Below are 19,093 nucleotides of genomic sequence, written 5' to 3' on the forward strand. Positions count from 1 at the left end.
AAAAAGTGCCGCAGTCTATCAACTGACGACTCGCAGCGCCTTACCGCTGAAGTATCCCTGCGCGTTTTCGGTCAGTTGGCCGACGATTCGCTGCCGCGCCTCGCGACTGCCCCAGGCGTTGTGCGGTGTGACGATCAGGCGTGGAATGTCAGGGGTGAGCAATGGGTTGCCGGCGGTCGGTGGTTCGACGCTCAACACATCCGTGGCCGCACCGCCGAGGTGACCGCTGCGCAAGGCATCGGCCAGCGCCTGTTCGTCGATCAGGCCGCCGCGTGCCGTATTGACCACGAAAGCACCGGGTTTCATCGACGCCAGTTCGCGGGCGCCGATGAAGTGACGGGTGTGTTCGTTGAGCGGGCAGTGCAGGGTCAGCGCATCGATCTGTGGCAGCAGTTCATCCAGCGGCAAGCGGTCCGGGCGGGCAGGGCGCCCCGGAATCTGCCCGAGCAGCACACGCATGCCGAAGGCTTCGGCCAGGCGGGCAACCGCGCCACCCAGTTCGCCATGACCGAGCATGCCGAGGGTTTTGCCTTCCAGTTCAGTGATCGGGTAATCCAGCAGGCAGAACTGTTTCGCCTGTTGCCAGCGACCTTCACCAACGGCTTTTTGATAGTCCGCCAGGCGCGTCGCCAGGTTGAGCAGCAACATGATCGTGTGTTGCGCCACCGACGGCGTGCCGTAACCCTGGCAATTGCAGACGGTGACGCCATGGGCGCGGGCGGCGGCGAGGTCGACGTTGTTGGTGCCGGTGGCGGTAATCAGGATCAGCTTCAGCTCGGGGCTGGCGGCAATGGCGGCGGCATCGATCAGGATTTTGTTGCTGATCGCCACGGTGGCACCCTTGAGGCGTTCCAGCACCTGGTCCGGCGAGGTTTGCGCGAACAGTTGCAAATCGTCGAAGCAACCACGCAATGGGCTGAGGTCGAGATCGCCGAGGTCCAGCGATGGGTGGTCGAGAAAAACGGCGCGTCGAGTGTTCGTCATCAACTGTACCTTTTGTGCGGTGAACTGAAGGCGTAATCTGCCGAGCCTATCAGATGAAACAAATCGTTACGCTTGGCCAATTGGAGCGCCCATGTACTGGACAGAGTTCTTGACCGTTGCCCTCATCCACTTGCTGGCCGTCGCCAGCCCCGGACCGGACTTTGCCGTGGTCGTGCGTGAAAGCGTGACCCACGGGCGTCGCGCCGGCACCTGGACGGCACTGGGTGTCGGCACCGCGATTTTTCTGCACGTCGGTTATTCGTTGCTGGGCATCGGCCTGATCGTCTCCCAGTCGATCGTGCTGTTTAACGCCTTGAAATGGGCTGCAGCGGCGTATCTGCTGTATATCGGCTTCAAGGCCCTGCGTGCGCAACCGGCCAACCCGGTGGCTGACGATCTGCACAAGGAAGCAGGCGAGCGCACGGCTCGCGGCGCCTTCACATCGGGTTTCGTGACCAACGGCTTGAACCCGAAAGCCACGCTGTTCTTCCTCTCGTTGTTCACCGTGGTCATCAATCCGCACACGCCACTGGCGGTGCAGGCCGGCTACGGGGTGTACCTCGCGGTGGCGACGGCGTTCTGGTTCTGCCTGGTGGCGATGCTGTTCAGCCAGCAGCGCGTGCGCGCCGGCTTCGCACGCATGGGACACTGGTTCGACCGCACCATGGGCGCTGTGCTCATCGCCATCGGGGTGAAACTCGCGTTCACCGAAATGCATTGATCACCCCACGCCAATGAATCGCAAACACCCGCAAAAGCTGGCGCAACGCTAGCATTTGCTGAATGTTGCAAATCATCCCTTCGGCTGATTTGGTTGTCATGGAAGGGCACTAGAGTGCTTACTTTCAGCCACGACCGTGCAGTCAGAAAAGGGATTCTTATGTTGCAGACTCGCGTTATCCCCCCAGCCGAAGGCGCTTACCAGTACCCGTTGCTGATCAAACGGCTGCTGATGTCTGGCGCGCGCTATGAGAAAACCCGCGAGATCATTTACCGCGACCAGTTGCGCTATAGCTATCCAACCCTGATCGAACGGGTCGCCCGGCTGGCCAACGTGCTCACGGCGGCCGGCGTCAAGGCCGGTGACACCGTGGCGGTGATGGACTGGGACAGCCATCGCTATCTGGAATGCATGTTCGCCATCCCGATGATCGGCGCGGTGATCCACACCATCAACGTGCGCCTGTCGCCGGAACAGATCCTCTACACCATGAACCACGCCGAGGACCGCTTCGTGCTGGTCAACAGCGAGTTCGTAGGGCTGTACAACGCGATTGCCGGGCACCTGACCACCGTCGACAAAACCCTGCTGCTGACTGACCTGCCGGAAAAAACCGCTGATCTGCCGAACCTCGTCGGCGAGTACGAGCAGTTGCTGGCGGCCGCGAGCACGCAGTACGACTTCCAGGACTTCGACGAGAACTCGGTCGCAACCACCTTCTACACCACCGGCACCACCGGTAATCCCAAAGGTGTGTATTTCACCCATCGGCAGCTGGTGCTGCACACCATGGGCGTGTCGACCATCATGGGCTCCATCGACAGCGTGCGCCTGCTGGGCACCAACGACGTGTACATGCCGATCACCCCGATGTTCCATGTGCATGCGTGGGGTTTGCCGTATGTGGCGACCATGCTCGGGCTCAAGCAGGTCTATCCCGGGCGCTATGATCCGGAGTACCTGGTGGAGCTGTGGCGCAAGGAGAAGGTCACCTTTTCGCACTGCGTTCCGACGATCCTGCAAATGGTCCTCAATGCCAAGGCTGCGCAAGGCATGGACTTCGGTGGCTGGAAAATCGTCATCGGCGGCAGTGCGTTGAATCGTGCGCTGTACGAAGCCGCCAAGGCCAAGGGCATTCAACTGACCGCCGCTTATGGCATGTCGGAAACCGGGCCGCTGGTCTCGTGCGCGCACCTCAACGATGAGCTGATGGCCGGCACCGAAGACGAGCGCACGACGTATCGAATCAAGGCTGGCGTGCCCGGCCCGTTGGTGGAGGCGGCGATCGTCGACACCGACGGCAACTTCCTGCCCGCCGATGGCGAGACTCAGGGCGAGCTGGTGTTACGCGCGCCGTGGCTCACCGAAGGGTATTTTAACGAACCGCAAAAGGGCGCCGAACTCTGGGCTGGCGGCTGGCTGCACACCGGGGACGTGGCGACGCTGGACAGCATGGGCGTGATCGACATCCGCGACCGGATCAAGGACGTGATCAAGACCGGCGGCGAGTGGATTTCCTCCCTGGACCTCGAAGACCTGATCAGTCGCCATGCGGCGGTACGCGAAGTAGCAGTCGTGGGCATTGCCGATCCGCAGTGGGGCGAGCGCCCATTTGCCTTGCTGGTGATCCGCGAGGGCCATGTAGTCGGGGCGAAGGAACTCAAGGAACACCTCAAGCCGTTCGTCGAACTGGGGCATCTGAGCAAGTGGGCGATCCCGAGCCAGATCGCCCTTGTTACTGAAATTCCCAAGACCAGCGTTGGCAAGCTCGACAAGAAGCGGATTCGCGTCGACATCACTGAGTGGCAAGCCAACAACAGCACCTTCCTTTCGACGCTTTGAGCGTCTTACGGCGTGCCCTAAACGGCACGCCAGGCCCACCAAGCAAGCGCTTGGCTTGTGAAATCCGAATTTTCAGCCATCCTTCCCGTGCCGACGGGTGTCGGCCTGGCGAAAGGACTGTTCCAGAGTGGCCGGCAGCTGCAAATCACACTTTAGAGGGATCAAGCAGTACTACCTGCTGGCTATAGTCCGCTCAAGGATTTTTAAGAACGGGGCACACGCACAAAACGGGGCGATGCAACTTTGGAGTGACTTCGGGAAGCCTTGGCTCCCGGTCAACCACAGCGTTTTTAAAAGTACTCACTGCCATAACAATAATGCACATGGAGTAGCGTCGATGACATCAGTAAACCAGTTCTGGCGCCGGGCAAAACTGCCTCTGGCTGTCAGTCTTGCCTCTACGCTCGCCGGGCCCGCATTCGGCGTCAGTTTCAACGTTGGTGAAATCGAAGGTCAGTTCGACTCATCCCTGTCAGTAGGTGCCAGTTGGTCTACCGAGAACGCCAACAAGAACCTCATCGGCGTCAACAACGGTGGTCGTGGCCTGTCCCAGACCTCCGATGACGGCCACTTGAACTTCAAGAGCGGGGAAACCTTCTCGAAGATCTTCAAAGGTATCCACGACCTCGAGTTGAAGTACGGCGACACCGGTGTCTTTGTCCGGGGCAAATACTGGTATGACTTCGAACTCCAGGACGAAAGCCGTCCGTTCAAGGACATCAGCAACGACAACCGCAAGGAAGGCGCCAAGTCCTCCGGCGGACAGATCCTCGACGCCTTCGTCTACCACAACTACTCGATTGCCGATCAACCCGGCTCCGTGCGTCTGGGCAAGCAGGTTGTCAGCTGGGGTGAAAGTACTTTCATCGGCGGCGGTATCAACTCGATCAACCCGATCGACGTGTCCGCATTCCGTCGTCCGGGTGCCGAGATCAAGGAAGGCCTGATCCCGGTCAATATGTTCTACGTCTCCCAGAGCCTGACCGAGAACCTGTCCACGGAAGCGTTCTATCAGCTGGAATGGGACCAGACCGTCACCGATAACTGCGGCACCTTCTTCTCGCAACCGGACGTGATTTCCGATGGCTGCGACAACAACCTCGCCGTGCTGCGGACCCGTAACGGGCTCAACAACTCCTTGGCGGCCGCTCGTCTGCCAGCCGGGGCGCGTAACGCTGTCCTCAACACGCTGGCGGCCAGGGGCGTGAACTGGGGCAACCCGGATGAAGGCGCGATCGTGCGTCGTGGTCCGGACCGCGATGCGCGTGACAGCGGCCAGTTCGGCGTGTCCTTCAAGTACATGTTCGAGCCGCTGGACACCGAATTCGGCGCCTACATGATGAATTACCACAGCCGCGCGCCAATTTTCAGTGGCAAGGGTGCTCCAGCCAGCGCCTACAGCGCGACTGCTTTGGGCGGCGCGCTGGGCGGTGCACTGGTTGGCGCAGGCATTCCTCCGGCCGCCGTGCCGGGTATCGTGGGTGGCGCAAACGGCTTGGCGGCACAGACTCTGCCACTGGTGGTTGCGGGCAACTCCAGCTACTTCGTCGAATACCCGGAAGATATTCGCCTGTATGGCCTGAGCTTCTCCACCACGTTGCCTACCGGCACCGCGTGGAGTGGTGAATTCAGCTACCGTCCGAACGCACCGGTACAGCTCAACACCACCGACATCCTCTATTCCGGCCTGACGCCGCTGAACCCTAACGTCTCCGTACTGCAAGGGCGGCCTGGGGCGGATCAACACGGCTATCGCCGCAAGGAAGTGAGCCAGCTGCAAACGACCTTCACCCACTTCTTCGATCAAGTGATGGGTGCCGAACGACTGACCGTGGTGGGCGAGGTGGGCTGGACCCACGTCGGCGGCCTGGAAAGCACTTCGAAAGCCCGTTACGGGCGTGACCCGAGCTACGGCCCTGGCCCATTGCCAAACGGTCAGTGCCAGGCATTGAACGCTTCGACCCTGGCGGGCGGACCGCAAAACAACGTCAGCCGCTACTGCGAAAACGATGGCTTTACCACGACAGACTCCTGGGGCTATCGCGCTCGCGCCATCTGGGAATACAACGACGTGTTCGCTGGCGTGAACCTCAAGCCGAACATCGCCTGGTCCCATGACGTCGACGGTTACTCGCCAGGTCCTGGCGGCAACTTCGAGGAAGGTCGCAAGGCCGTCAGCATGGGTGTCGATGCCGAATACCAGAACACCTACACCGCGTCCCTGGCTTACACCAACTTCTTTGACGGCAAGTACACCACTGTGGATGACCGCGACTTCGTTGCGCTCAGCTTCGGCGTGAACTTCTAAGCACTGCATTTTCAGGACGAACACACCTATGAAAACAACAAAGAGTCTGTTCCACGCCGGAGTTCTGGTGCTTACGCTGCTGGCGACCAGTGTGATGGCGGCGGTTCCTGCCGCCGAAGCGGACAAGCTGGGCAAGAGCCTGACGCCAATGGGCGCCGAGATGGCGGGCAATGCCGACGGTTCGATTCCAGCCTGGAAGCCGCTGCCGAAAAATGCCGGTGCGGTTGACAGCAAAGGTTTCCTGTCGGACCCGTATGCCAGTGAAAAACCGCTGTTCACCATCACGGCGCAGAACGTCGACCAGTACAAGGACAAGCTTGCTCCGGGTCAGTACGCGATGTTCAAGCGCTACCCTGAAACCTTCAAGATGCAGGTTTATCCGTCCCATCGCGGTGCGACCGTGCCGGATAACGTGTTCGCCGCCATCAAGAAAAACGCTACAACCACCAATCTGGTGGCGGGCGGCAACGGCCTGGAAAACTTCGAAACCGCCGTACCGTTTCCGATTCCGAAGACCGGTGTTGAAGTCATCTGGAACCACATCACCCGTTATCGCGGTGGCAGCGTGACTCGTCTGGTCACCCAGGCGACGCCGCAACCCAACGGCTCGTTCAGCCTGGTGTATTTCAAGGATCAGTTCGTCTTCCGTGACAACATGAAGGATTACGATCCGAAAAATCCGGGCAACATCCTGTTCTACTTCAAGCAGGAAGTGACCGCGCCGGCACGGCTGGCCGGTGGTGTGCTGCTGGTGCACGAAACTCTGAACCAGGTGACGGAACCGCGTTCGGCGTGGGTCTATAACGCCGGTCAGCGTCGTGTGCGTCGCGCTCCGCAAGTGTCCTATGACGGGCCGGGTACCGCCGCTGACGGCCTGCGTACCTCCGACAACCTGGACATGTTCAACGGTGCACCGGATCGTTACGACTGGAAACTCGAAGGCAAGAAAGAGCTGTACATCGCCTCCGACAGCTACAAGCTCGACGATCCGAAGCTGAAGTACGGCGACATCATCAAGGCCGGTCACATCAACCAGGACCTGGCTCGCTATGAGCTGCGCCGGGTCTGGCATGTCGTGGCCACCTTGAAGGAAGGTCAGCGTCACATCTACGCCAAGCGTGACTTCTACATCGATGAAGACAGCTGGCAAGCGGCGGTGATCGATCACTACGACGGTCGTGGTCAACTCTGGCGTGTGGCGGAAGCTCACTCCCAGAACTACTACAACGTTCAAGTGCCGTGGTACACCCTGGAAACCCTGTACGACCTGCAGTCCGGTCGTTACCTGGCACTGGGTATGAAGAACGAAGAGAAATCGGCGTACAACTTCGGTTTCACTGCGACCACCAGCGACTTTACTCCCGCGGCGTTGCGTCAGGACGGGGTTCGCTAACCTGACCGAACAGAGGCCGCATCCTCGAAAAAAGCCCCGACTGGTTCGGGGCTTTTTTTTGTTCGTAGGCTTTTTGTAGCCATTTGTAGCAATAACCTTCATTACCTCTTCGTTTACCGCTAGTCTGCGGACATCTGCAACGCCGCCAACAGCAATTCAAACAAGAGCCGGCCATGACTGATCTGTCCCCAATTCCGGGCCCTGCAAGCGTGACCGTCGCGACACTGGACGGACGTTTTTTTCGTCCGCCCCTGCCTGACGGTCATGTGCTGCGGCCGCGTTTATGCGAGCGCCTGAGTGCTGGCCTCGGTGGTCGGTTATTGCTGGTCAGCGCTCCGGCGGGGTTCGGCAAGAGTTCGCTGGCGGTGGAGTTCTGTCAGGCGCTGCCGGCTCATTGGCAAAGTCTCTGGCTGGGATTGAGTCCGCGGGACAACGATCCGGGACGCTTTCTCGAACGATTGCTCGAAGGCCTCCAGGACTTTTTCCCGCAGTTGGGCAGGCAGTCCCTGGGCCTGCTGAAAATGCGTCAGCGGCATCAACCGTTTGCCTTCGAAGAATGGCTGGACGGATTGCTCGACGAGCTGGCCGTGCAGTTGCTACCGACGGCGCCCCTGCTGCTGGTGCTGGATGATTACCATCTGGCCCAAGGTCCGGTGCTTGATCGCTGCCTGCAATTTTTCCTCAATCATCTTCCCGACGGCTTGCTGGTCATGGTCACCAGTCGCCAGCGTCCGGACTGGCACCTGGCGCGCCTGCGGCTGTCCCGGCAACTGCTTGAGTTGCATGAACAGGACTTGCGCCTGACCCACGATGAAGCCTTGACCCTGCTCGATCGGCACAGCACATCCCTGCGCGGTGAAGCCCTGGAAAGCCTGATCCAGCGCAGCGAGGGCTGGGTTGCCGGCCTGCGTTTCTGGTTGCTGGCGGCCTCGGAAGCGGGTTCTGAAGGCGCGTTGCCGCAATCGCTGAATGGCGGGGAGGGATTGATCCGCGATTACCTGCTTGAAGAAGTGATCGATTGCCTGCCCGCCGAGGTGCAGTCATTCCTGTATGACACGGCGCCGCAGGATCGTTTTTGCAGCGAGCTGTGCGACGCGGTCCGCGAGGCGCACGACAGCGCCGAGATCCTCGGTTTTCTGCTTGCGCATCAAGTGTTTCTGGTGCCGTTGGATGAACACGGTCACTGGTATCGTTACCACCACTTGTTTTCCGACCTGCTGCGCACCCGGCCGACCCGCCAAGCGATGGTGCCGGCCGCCAGCCTGCACTTGCGCGCCTGTCGCTGGTTCAATGCGCAGGGTCTGCTTGATGAAGCGGTGGAACAAGCGTTGCGCGCCGGGCACCTGGACGTGGCAGCAAACCTGGTGCAGAACCTTTCTGAAGAACAACTGCTCGCCGAACAGAACGTTGGCATGTTATTGCGCTGGAAAATGGACTTGCCCGACAGTCTGCTGATCAGTACGCCACGGCTGATCGTGCTCTACAGCTGGGCGCTGGGGTTGGCTTGTCAGTTGGACGCGGCCGAGGAACTGGCCAGTCACCTGAGCCGCTTCCTGCCGGCGCCATCTGCCACCGCGCAGAAATCCATGTTGGCGCAATGGCTGGCGTTGAGCGGGATCATCGCCCGTGGGCGCGGCAATCGAGAATTGACGCTGCTCTATTGCACCGAAGCGCTGGAAAGTCTTCCAGCCAAGCGCTATGGGCAGCGGCTGATGTGCCTCTCGACGCTGTCCAACCTGGCCATTGCCGACGGTGACTTGTGGCGCGCCCGCGGCTTGAACCGGGATTCGCTGGAGCTGGCACAACGAGTCGGTAATCCGTTGTTCGAAGCCTTGGCGCATTACGATCGTGCCCGGGTGTTGCAGGCCCGAGGGGAAATCCTCCGTTCGCTGGATGAGGTCCGCCAAGGGCTGCAACGCCTGCAGGGTTTGTCACCGCAGCGTCTTTACGCCGTGCGCGCCCGACTGACGTTGTACGAAGGATTCCTGCTGGCCCTGCGCCTGCAACCTCACACTGCACGGCAGCGATTGCAGGCCGGTTTGACTGAAGCCCGCGCCTGCCGCGACATCAGCGTATTGATCGGGCATTGCGTGATTGCCAGGCTCGAAGGCGGCAGCGGTGAATTCGCTAAGGCTTTCGCAGAACTCGCCGAAGCCGAACGGCTGATGCACATCTGGGATGTGCCTCCGATTTATTACCTGGCGATGATCACCCTGGTGAAATGCGAACTCTGGCTGGCTCAGGGGCGCACCGATCTGGCGGAAGCCTGGCTCGCACGACTGGGCCAGACCTACAACGGTGAACAGCCGGCAGCACCTCCGGAATTCCATCCACAACTGCCGCTCCACGTCGACTTGCAGCAGGCTTTGCTGGAAGTCATCAAGGGCCAGCCGATGCTGGCCGAGGGGCGATTGAATGCGCTGCTGGAACATGGGGAGCAAACCGGTCGTCAACTGCTTTGCGTGATGGTGCTCACGCAGAAAACCGAACTGCTACTTGCGCACAACCGTGAGCCTGAAGCGCGGCAAGCCTTTGCCCAATCGCTGGAGGCGGCCAGCGGTGGCGCACTGCAACCTTTCGACAGCTTGCTGAGCAAATACCCTGACTGGTTGCGCGAGCAGCTGCGCAATGGCGTAAAGGCGCCGGTCTCCCAGAGCCTGTCAGAGCGACTCCCGGTCGTGGTTGCCAGGGTTGTCGTCGAGTCGACACAAGCCTGCGAACAGCTCAGTTCCCGAGAATTGGCCGTTTTGAAACTCATTGCCCAAGGCTGCTCGAACCAGGAAATCAGCGACCAACTGTTCATTTCCCTGCACACGGTGAAAACCCACGCCAGCCATATCAACAGCAAACTCGGGGTAGAGCGGCGTACCCAAGCGGTGGCGCGGGCGAAGGCATTGGGAGTATTGGGCTGAGGGTGTTTGCCGAAACACAGGATCGTAAATGACCCGGTGCCAATCTGTGCGAAAATCCGCCGTCCCTGTTTATCGAGCGTGCCCCGATGTTCCAGCAACCGACCCTGATTCGCGAAACCTTCCCCGTCGGCCCGTTGCAGTGCAACTGCACGATTATCGGCGATCCGATCACCAAAAAGGCCATCGTGGTCGATCCGGGGGGCAATCACGAACTGATCCTCGCGCGGCTCGACGCGCTGGGCCTGAAGGTGGTCAGCATCATCCACACCCACGCGCACCTCGATCACTTCCTGGCTTCCGGTCAGTTGAAGGAAAAAACCGGCGCAACCCTGCACCTGCACAAAGAAGATCAATTCCTCTGGGACAACCTGGAGATGCAATGCCAGATGTTCGGCGTTCCCTATACGCCGGTTCCATCGCCTGATCGCTGGTTGGCCGATGATGAAGAACTCGCCTGCGGCTGCGGCGTGGCGTTGCACACACCGGGGCATACGCCAGGTTCCATGAGCTTTTGGTTTTCAGAGGCTAAGCTGCTGATTGCCGGTGACACACTGTTTCGTCGTGGGGTCGGACGCACAGATTTGTGGGGCGGCGATCAGGCAACTATTGTCCGTTCGATCAAGCAGCGTCTGTATACCCTTGATGAAGACGCGACGGTGGTGACCGGTCATGGCCCGGACACGCGTCTGGGCGATGAAATGCGCGACAACCCTTTTGTGCGGGCTTGATCGTCACTGACGGAATTTTCGGCGTCGCAGATGATCCAACGCCCGCAAAGGCCGATGCCTTGGTCCGTTGCACCACAGAATGCAAAAGTAGGAGCTCTTCATGTTCACCAAGCAGCGTTTGATTATTGTCGCTACGGCTGTGGCCTTGCTGTCTGGCTGCGCCTCGCCTAACCCTTACGACAACCAGGGCCAGGCCGATGGTGGTTCTCAGGGCATGAGCAAAACCGCGAAATACGGCGGTCTCGGCGCTCTCGCCGGTGCGTTGGCCGGTGCGGCTATCGGCCACGATAACCGTGGCAAGGGCGCGCTGATTGGCGCCGCCGTCGTGGGTGCTTCCGCCGCCGGTTATGGTTACTACGCGGATCAGCAAGAGAAAAAACTGCGCGCCAGCATGGCCAATACGGGTGTGGAAGTGCAGCGTCAGGGCGACCAGATCAAGCTGATCATGCCGGGTAACATCACGTTCGCCACCGATTCAGCGAATATCTCTTCGAGTTTCTACCAGCCGTTGAACAACCTGGCGGGCTCACTCAAGGAGTTCAGCCAGAACCAGATCGAAATCGTCGGCTACACCGACAGTACCGGCAGCCGTCAGCACAACATGGACTTGTCCCAGCGTCGTGCGCAGAGCGTGGCAACTTACCTTACGTCCCAGGGCGTGAGCGGTGCCAACTTGTCGGCTCGCGGTGCCGGGCCGGATAATCCGATTGCGAGCAATGGCGACGTCAATGGCCGGGCGCAAAACCGTCGCGTCGAGGTCAACCTCAAGGCGATTCCGGGCCAGCAGTATCAGCAGCCGACCCAGTAATAGACCCAGTAATATCTGTAACGGCCTGACTAAGCCCGGGCGTAAAAAAGCCCGCCCGATCCTCAGCAGATCGGGCGGGCTTTTTGTTTAGCGCAAAACCTGATTACTTCTTCAGGCCGTAATGCTCATCCAGCATGCCCGGCGCGTTCGGCGCTTTTGGGGCGTAGTCGCGAGGCGGCTCCTGATTGCGCGGTGGCGTCAGGCGTTCCCGTGGGGCCACGGCCGCGTCGGGGTGCAGCGAGGCCAGCAATCGTTGGCGGGTCTGTTCGTCCAGGGCCAGACGGTTGGCGCCCTCGGCGAGATGATCCTGCACTTCCTGATAGCTCTGAGTCATTTTCTTGACCAGGGTGGCAGTGCTGTTGAAGTGGGTGACCACCTCGTTCTGATAACTGTCGAAACGTTCCTGAATGTCATCCAGCTGACGCTGTGTGCTGCTCGGCGCGGCGTTCGGCACCAGGCGAGCGATCAGGAAACCAACGGCGACACCCACAACCAGGGCAAGAGTCGGCAACAACCAAACTAAGAGCGAGTGTTCCACGAGTCCTTCCTCTATAAACGGCTTTGCTTTACGTTAACGGCTCGAACCTGTGCTGTATACCGCGATTCACTCGCAATACATCGGCACAGACAATTTGCTAGACGAGTCGACCCGATTCGAGGTCACGGAGTTCCTTCCTTGCTTATGCGCGAAACCCCTGTAGTGATTGATGGCCCGGTCGGCCAACTGGAAGCGCTTTATCTGGATAACGAAGCGCCGCGCGGCATTGCGCTGATCTGCCACCCGAACCCGGTGCAGGGCGGCACCATGCTCAATAAAGTGGTTTCAACCTTACAACGCACGGCGCGTGACGCCGGTTTGATTACCCTGCGTTTCAATTACCGTGGCGTCGGTGCCAGCGAAGGCACGCACGACATGGGCACTGGCGAAGTCGATGATGCCCAGACCGCCGCTGAATGGCTGCGGGACAAGCACCCGGATTTGCCGCTGACGCTGTTCGGTTTTTCCTTCGGCGGTTTTGTTGCAGCAAGTCTCGGCGGTCGTCTGGAAGCGAAGGGCGAACAGCTCAAGCATTTGTTCATGGTTGCGCCAGCGGTCATGCGTCTGGGTGATCAGGACCCACTGCCGCAGCAGGGCGATCTGACCCTGATCCAGCCTGAAACTGACGAAGTCATCGATCCGCAAGCGGTCTACGACTGGTCCGACACACTCGATCGTCCCCATGAGCTACTGAAAGTGGCAGAATGCGGACACTTTTTTCATGGTAAGCTGACCGATCTCAAGGATCTTATCCTGCCGCGCCTTTCGAATTGATTGCAGTCTGACAAGCGATTACCCATGACGACTCGTACCCGTATTCTCACCGGCATCACCACCACCGGCACGCCGCACCTGGGCAACTACGCCGGCGCCATCCGCCCGGCGATCGTCGCCAGCCGCGACAGCAATGCCGATTCGTTCTACTTCCTGGCCGATTACCACGCCCTGATCAAATGCGACGACCCGCTGCGCATTCAGCGCTCGCGTCTGGAAATCGCCGCGACCTGGCTGGCCGGTGGCCTGGATGTCGAGCGCGTGACGTTCTATCGCCAGTCCGACATCCCGGAAATCCCTGAGCTGACCTGGCTGCTGACCTGCGTCGCCGCGAAGGGCCTGCTCAACCGCGCCCACGCCTACAAGGCCTCGGTGGACAAGAACGTCGAAACCGGCGAAGACCCGGACGCCGGCATCACCATGGGCCTGTATAGCTACCCGGTGCTGATGGCAGCGGACATCCTGATGTTCAACGCGCACAAGGTGCCGGTCGGTCGCGACCAGATCCAGCACGTGGAAATGGCCCGTGACATCGGTCAGCGCTTCAACCACCTGTTTGGCCAGGGCAAGGAATTTTTCACCATGCCCGAGGCGCTGATCGAAGAAAGCGTCGCCACGCTGCCGGGTCTCGACGGTCGCAAGATGTCGAAAAGCTACGACAACACCATTCCGTTGTTCAGCAGCGCCAAGAACATGAAGGACGCGATTTCGCGGATCGTCACCGACTCGCGCGCGCCGGGCGAAGCCAAGGACCCGGACAATTCGCACCTGTTCACCCTGTTCCAGGCGTTCGCCACGCCCGCGCAATCCGACGCGTTCCGCAGCGAATTGCTGCAGGGCCTGGGTTGGGGCGAGGCGAAGAACCGTCTGTTTCAGCTGCTCGACAGCGAACTGGGCGAGTCCCGCGAGCGTTATCACCAACTGATCGAGCGCCCGGCGGACCTGGAAGACATGCTTCAGGTCGGTGCCAAAAAGGCCCGTGCCGTGGCGACGCCGTTCCTCAACGAACTGCGTGAAGCGGTCGGTTTGCGCTCTTTCGTCGCCCAGACGCAAGTCGCCGCGACCACCAAGAAAAAAGCCGCGAAAGCCGCGCGCTTCGTCAGCTTCCGTGAAGATGACGGCAGTTTCCGCTTCCGTCTGCTGGCGGCCGATGGCGAGCAATTGCTGCTGTCGCGCAACTTTGCCGACGGTAAAACCGCCGGTCAGGTGACCAAGCAACTGCAAGCGGGCCAGCCGTTGGACGTGCGCAGTGAAGACTTGAGTTTCAACGTCTGGCTGGAAGGCGAGTGCATCGGCGACAGTCCCGCCTTCGCCGACAGCGCGGCTCGCGACGTCGCCATTGACGCCCTGCGGATCGCGCTGACACCGGTTCAGGAATAATCAACGGCTCGGTCCGACCAAGGGCTGATTGCCATTCCCACGGGCCGTCGCTACAGTGACGGCCCGTTTTTGTTGCCTTGCTAACGAATTATGACGCCCCTAGAACGATATCAAGCTGATCTGAAACGCCCGGACTTCTTTCATGACGCCGCGCAGGAAACTGCCGTGCGCCATTTGCAGCGCCTGTACGACGATCTGGTCGCAGCCTCGCAAAGCAAACCGGGCCTGTTCGGCAAACTGTTTGGCAAGAAAGAGCAGACGCCGGTCAAGGGCCTGTACTTCTGGGGCGGCGTGGGTCGCGGTAAGACCTACCTGGTCGACACCTTCTTCGAAGCGCTGCCGTTCAAGGACAAGACCCGCACGCACTTCCACCGCTTCATGAAACGTGTGCACGAAGAGATGAAAACCCTCAGTGGCGAGAAAAACCCGCTGACCATCATCGCCAAGCGCTTCTCCGACGAATCGCGAGTGATCTGTTTCGATGAGTTTTTCGTCTCCGACATCACCGACGCGATGATCCTCGGCACGTTGATGGAAGAACTGTTCAAGAACGGCGTGACCCTGGTCGCGACCTCGAACATCGTGCCGGACGGTCTGTACAAGGACGGCCTGCAACGTGCGCGTTTCCTCCCGGCCATCGCGTTGATCAAGCAGAACACCGAGATCGTCAACGTCGACAGCGGCGTCGATTATCGTTTGCGTCACCTCGAACAAGCGGAGCTGTTCCACTTCCCGCTGGACGAGGCGTCCCACGAAAGCCTGCGCAAGAGCTTCCGCGCGCTGACGCCGGAATGCACCGCCGCGATCGAAAACGACGTGCTGATGATCGAGAATCGCGAGATCCGTGCCTTGCGCACGTGCGATGACGTGGCCTGGTTTGACTTCCGCGAACTGTGCGACGGCCCACGCAGCCAGAACGATTACATCGAACTGGGCAAGATCTTCCACGCCGTGCTGCTCAGCGGTGTCGAGCAGATGAGCGTCACCACTGACGACATCGCCCGACGCTTTATCAACATGGTCGACGAGTTTTACGACCGTAACGTGAAGTTGATCATTTCTGCCGAAGTCGAGCTGAAAGATCTCTACACCGGCGGTCGCCTGAACTTCGAGTTCCAGCGCACCTTGAGTCGTCTGCTGGAAATGCAGTCACACGAATTCCTGTCGCGGGCACATAAACCGTAGAAATCATGGAATTGAACAAGGGTCTGCAATGCAGGCCCTTTTTTGTGCTCTGAGATCCCTTGCAGGAGCGAGCTTGCTCGCGATGAGCCCGAGAGCGCCGCGGGTTGCCGGATTTCGCGCGTAATCGTTGACGAACATCGCGAGCAAGCTCGCTCCTACCGTTTCATGTGTGAATTTCAGAGAGGTAGCCCGCCAACTCGTCCTGCCGCCGACAACCCACCAGCAACCACAGCAAGATTCTGGCCTTGCGCGGACCCAGAAACCCAGCCATCACAGCGCCCCTGCGCGCCAGGTCGATCTCGCCACCCTTGAAGCCATAAGTCGAGCGAGCCGTGGAGCCAGAACCTGTCCGGGTTGCAACGATGACGGGAATTTTCCGAGCGATTGTTTCGATCCTTTCAGCCCAGCCATCCGACACATGTCCCGCACCGAATCCCGCGATCACCAAGCCGTCGTAGCCTAGCTCAATGACATTTTCCAGGAACAGGCTGTCGGCGGACAGCGACGCCTCCAGCAGGGCAATCTTCTGCGTGATCTGGACAGGCAATGGCAGGACCTTGCGCGGGGAGGGCGGGCGTAGATAGCGAACGCTATCCTCTACCAGCAGGCCGGCAGGGCCGACGATGGGAGAGGAAAACGCCTGCAACGCCAATGAATCGGTTTTACGCACGGCGCTTGCCGGATGAATCTGCCCATTCATGACCACCTGCACGCCTCGCTGACGGCTGCTCGCCGCCAGTGCCACCCGACAGGCGTCCAGCAGATTCGCCGGACCATCCGCCCCGGCCTGGCCTGCAGAACGCATGGCGCCCGTGAGGACAAGTGGTGAATCGTGGTCCCACAAGTAGTCAAAGAATGTCGCGGTTTCTTCCAGCGTGTCAGTGCCCTGAATGACCACGACACCGGCGGCACCTTGCTTGATTTGAAAATTTGCCCAGGACAGCACGCTCAGCAGAAACTCGAAATCCAGCGAGGCGCTGGGCAGCAAGCCGAGGGTTTCAATCGTCACCTCGGCCAACAGCGATAGCTCCGGCACAGAAGTCAGCAACGATTCGCCACTGACCGTCGGGATAACACCTTCGCCAACACTCCCGGCTTGCATGCTCACGGTGCCGCCGAGTGCGGCAATGGCCAGTTTTGGGATGTCCATGTGATACCTCGTGGTTAAGGACGTCGGCTGTACCCCTTTCGCGGTACAGCCGAATGACGACGTGGCTCAGTTGGCGATCAGCAAACCGACAAACGGAATGATCAGCAGCGTACTGATGGCCATCGACAGCACATTACCGATGAAACCATGCATGTCGGCCGGCAATCGCTTGGCAATCGCATGCGCCAGAGGCGGTGCAATCAAGGCCCCGAGCAGTGCGCTCATGACGATGACCGGCCAGCTGCCGCCGTAGGTCAGAATCGCCGCCGGCACCACGGACACCAGCGGCACGTAGGTGGGATACCAACCGTGGGACATCCAGTGTCGACGCCAGATCATCACGCCGATCGCCGAGGTCAGCGCCTGCGCACCGATCAGTTGTGGCAGCAACGCCGAGCCGTAAACCGGGCTCAGCGGATTCAGGGTGAACGCCAGCAGAGCACCCAGAATCAGACCAAGACTGGCCCATTCGTTGCCATAGAAAGGCGCTTCCGAAAAATCCGCCAAGACCCTGCGCAGGCTCCAGATGACGCCATAGTCGGGCGTTTTGGTGATGGCGGTTTCGGGCGCGGGACTTGACGGCTTATCACTGACGTCAGACTTCACCAGACTCGGCCAGTAACGACACAACAGAAAGGCCAGCACGCTGGCGACCGCCATGCCCGAGACGTTGCCGATCACTGCAGGCAACTTCAGTGGGTTACACACGTAGTTGACCATTAGCAAACACATCGGTGTAACGAGCACGGCTCCAAGGATTGCGCCGTTGATCGTGACCTTCCAGCCTCTGCCGAACATCAGCACCATCGCAGCCGGCAGTGAAACGAAGGCGGCGAATGTGGGTTGCCAACTGTCGGCTGCCACCGTCCAGCCCCACAGCAAGTTGCTCAGCAGCAGCCCGAGCAACGAACTGGTGACCAGCCATGGCCACAATCCGCTGCCGTAGGAGATGGGAAAGCCTTGCCAGGACTTCCTGGTGCGGTTCGCCCGGTAGGCCAGGTATGCGCCTGCCAACAACCCGATGGAGGCGAACTCGTGTTTGTAGAACGCGACTTCACTGATGTCTCCCAGCACCCAGCGCAACCATGCGCCGGGATGGGGAAGGTTCGAGACCAGATGAGCGTAATCGGGCCAGTGGGCCGCCCAGATCGAGCGGTAGGTAATTGACAGCCAGATGATCAGTATTGCCGCACCGAGCAACAGCGCGAGCAGCGTCACGTCTAGCGCTGCGTGACGTTTTTGCAGGCGTTTTCCGAGTGTGGTTTCCATCAGTCATGCCCCCCTTTTCAGCGCGGCAGACATGGATGTTGGGTGTAGCCGAGCATCTGATCGTAGAGGTCGCTCCGACGATCGCGATGCAGGTCGTTCAGGTCATTCCAGATTGGCGCACTGCGCGAGCTGGTCACGTCGATGTCTGCGAACAGGATTTCCTGTTGGTCTGCTGAAGCCACTCGGCCAATCGGCCAGCCATTGGTCCCGGCAATCAACGAACATCCCAGGTAACGAGCGCCTCGCTCTTCACCAATCCGGCTGGCGGCGGCGATAAACACATTGTTGACGTGCGCGGCCGTTATCGTCAGGTACGACGCCATGCACTTGCCGGCCTCGTCGAACAGCGGCGGTGGCGTCCAGACCCAGTTGTTCAGGCTGCAAATGATGTCGGCACCTTGCTGGCTGAGGATTCGTGGCACTTCTGGAAACCAGATGTCCCAGCAGATCAGCAAGCCGATACGGCCGATCGGTGTATCGAAAACCGGGAAGCCGAGGTCTCCGGGGGTAAACCAGAGTTTTTCCAGGTTCCATAGGTGCGCTTTTCGATATTTACCGATAAAGCCGTCAGGGCCGACCAGCACCCCGGTATTAAACAGGCGCATGCCGTCGCGCTCGGTCAAACCGGCCACGAGGTAAACCTTGTGTTTGCAGGCGAAGTCCATCCATAGCTGCACGCTTGGCCCGTCGGGAACGGACTCGGCATGGGCAAAGGCATCCTGCCGATTGCTGAAGAAATATCCGGTATTGGAAAGCTCGGGCAGGACGATGAGATTCGCTCCGCCGTTGACTGCTTCCAGGGCTAACTGCAGGCTGCAACGCAGGTTATCTGCACATTTCTCGGTGCCCACCTGAGGGTCGAATTGCACGACTGCTACACGAACAGGGCTGGTTGGATTGCTCATTGCCGATGACCTCTTTTTATTGTTATTCACGCCGTTTAATGACGTGTTTATTAAGAGTTGAAAGCGCAAAAGGATGAAAGTCGGCGGCTTCCGGTACGGCTGTAGTCCGTTTCCGAAGATGATGAGAGAGGTGTTTGATGGCTGAGCGAGGGAAGGCTGGGGCGAAGAGCCAATGCACGGCTGCATGGCTCTGGAA

General features: G+C 59.8%; 15 protein-coding genes. 10 read left to right on the top strand and 5 right to left on the bottom strand.

Features of this window, described 5'->3' with window-relative positions; all coding sequences use genetic code 11:
- Positions 1 to 18: 18 nt before the first annotated feature.
- Positions 19 to 984 carry a 2-hydroxyacid dehydrogenase gene (locus tag ACYZT4_RS25765; RefSeq protein ID WP_461983778.1) on the bottom strand — a complete coding sequence of 322 codons (966 nt, stop codon included), beginning with the start codon at positions 982 to 984 and terminating at the stop codon, positions 19 to 21.
- Positions 985 to 1,075: 91 nt separating this feature from the next.
- Here ACYZT4_RS25765 and ACYZT4_RS25770 point away from each other — a divergent pair, with 91 nt between their 5' ends.
- The 7 genes from ACYZT4_RS25770 to ACYZT4_RS25800 all read left to right on the top strand — a co-directional run bounded on the left by ACYZT4_RS25770 (position 1,076) and on the right by ACYZT4_RS25800 (position 11,696).
- On the top strand, positions 1,076 to 1,705 hold the full coding sequence (locus tag ACYZT4_RS25770) for a LysE family translocator (RefSeq protein ID WP_461983780.1): 630 nt from the start codon (positions 1,076 to 1,078) through the stop codon (positions 1,703 to 1,705).
- A gap of 159 nt (positions 1,706 to 1,864) precedes the next feature.
- A complete protein-coding gene (locus ACYZT4_RS25775) occupies positions 1,865 to 3,547 on the top strand; it encodes a fatty acid--CoA ligase (protein WP_461983782.1) in 1,683 nt (560 codons plus the stop codon).
- Positions 3,548 to 3,884: 337 nt separating this feature from the next.
- Positions 3,885 to 5,855: a DUF1302 domain-containing protein gene (locus tag ACYZT4_RS25780; RefSeq protein WP_461983784.1), complete on the top strand. Its 1,971-nt coding sequence runs from the start codon at positions 3,885 to 3,887 to the stop codon at positions 5,853 to 5,855.
- Positions 5,856 to 5,883: 28 nt separating this feature from the next.
- Positions 5,884 to 7,248 carry a DUF1329 domain-containing protein gene (locus ACYZT4_RS25785; RefSeq protein WP_461983786.1) on the top strand — a complete coding sequence of 455 codons (1,365 nt, stop codon included), beginning with the start codon at positions 5,884 to 5,886 and terminating at the stop codon, positions 7,246 to 7,248.
- 173 nt (positions 7,249 to 7,421) lie between these two features.
- Positions 7,422 to 10,160 (top strand): LuxR C-terminal-related transcriptional regulator, encoded by a 2,739-nt coding sequence (locus ACYZT4_RS25790; RefSeq protein WP_461983787.1) that lies wholly within the window; start codon positions 7,422 to 7,424, stop codon positions 10,158 to 10,160.
- A gap of 86 nt (positions 10,161 to 10,246) precedes the next feature.
- The gene (locus tag ACYZT4_RS25795) at positions 10,247 to 10,888 is read left to right on the top strand and encodes an MBL fold metallo-hydrolase (RefSeq protein ID WP_461983789.1); all 642 of its coding nucleotides are present in this window, start codon (positions 10,247 to 10,249) and stop codon (positions 10,886 to 10,888) included.
- A 100-nt stretch (positions 10,889 to 10,988) separates the two neighbouring features.
- Positions 10,989 to 11,696 carry an OmpA family protein gene (locus tag ACYZT4_RS25800; protein WP_461983790.1) on the top strand — a complete coding sequence of 236 codons (708 nt, stop codon included), beginning with the start codon at positions 10,989 to 10,991 and terminating at the stop codon, positions 11,694 to 11,696.
- Between the two features lie 103 nt (positions 11,697 to 11,799).
- On the opposite strand, the gene ACYZT4_RS25805 is transcribed toward ACYZT4_RS25800, so the two are convergent.
- Entirely contained in the window at positions 11,800 to 12,234 is a 435-nt protein-coding gene (locus tag ACYZT4_RS25805; RefSeq protein ID WP_461983792.1) for a Z-ring associated ZapG family protein, read from the bottom strand.
- A gap of 144 nt (positions 12,235 to 12,378) precedes the next feature.
- On the opposite strand from ACYZT4_RS25805, the gene ACYZT4_RS25810 reads away from it, so the two are divergent.
- From ACYZT4_RS25810 to zapE, 3 genes are all read left to right on the top strand, one after another.
- Positions 12,379 to 13,008, top strand: a complete 630-nt coding sequence (locus ACYZT4_RS25810) for an alpha/beta hydrolase (RefSeq protein WP_461983794.1) — start codon at positions 12,379 to 12,381, stop codon at positions 13,006 to 13,008.
- A 24-nt stretch (positions 13,009 to 13,032) separates the two neighbouring features.
- Complete coding sequence (locus ACYZT4_RS25815; protein WP_461983796.1) at positions 13,033 to 14,388, top strand: tryptophan--tRNA ligase; 1,356 nt, start codon at positions 13,033 to 13,035, stop codon at positions 14,386 to 14,388.
- Positions 14,389 to 14,478: 90 nt separating this feature from the next.
- Entirely contained in the window at positions 14,479 to 15,573 is a 1,095-nt protein-coding gene (zapE, locus tag ACYZT4_RS25820) for a cell division protein ZapE (RefSeq protein ID WP_461983797.1), read from the top strand.
- Positions 15,574 to 15,736: 163 nt separating this feature from the next.
- Here the strand turns inward: zapE and ACYZT4_RS25825 are convergent, their stop codons facing one another.
- The 3 genes from ACYZT4_RS25825 to ACYZT4_RS25835 all read right to left on the bottom strand — a co-directional run bounded on the left by ACYZT4_RS25825 (position 15,737) and on the right by ACYZT4_RS25835 (position 18,897).
- The gene (locus ACYZT4_RS25825; protein WP_461983798.1) at positions 15,737 to 16,723 is read right to left on the bottom strand and encodes an asparaginase; all 987 of its coding nucleotides are present in this window, start codon (positions 16,721 to 16,723) and stop codon (positions 15,737 to 15,739) included.
- Between the two features lie 66 nt (positions 16,724 to 16,789).
- Positions 16,790 to 17,992, bottom strand: a complete 1,203-nt coding sequence (locus ACYZT4_RS25830; RefSeq protein WP_461983800.1) for a hypothetical protein — start codon at positions 17,990 to 17,992, stop codon at positions 16,790 to 16,792.
- 17 nt (positions 17,993 to 18,009) lie between these two features.
- Positions 18,010 to 18,897, bottom strand: coding sequence for a nitrilase family protein (locus ACYZT4_RS25835; RefSeq protein WP_461983801.1), 888 nt, complete (start codon positions 18,895 to 18,897; stop codon positions 18,010 to 18,012).
- Positions 18,898 to 19,093 lie beyond the last annotated feature (196 nt).

The sequence above is a fragment of the Pseudomonas sp. GB2N2 genome (genome assembly GCF_054897705.1).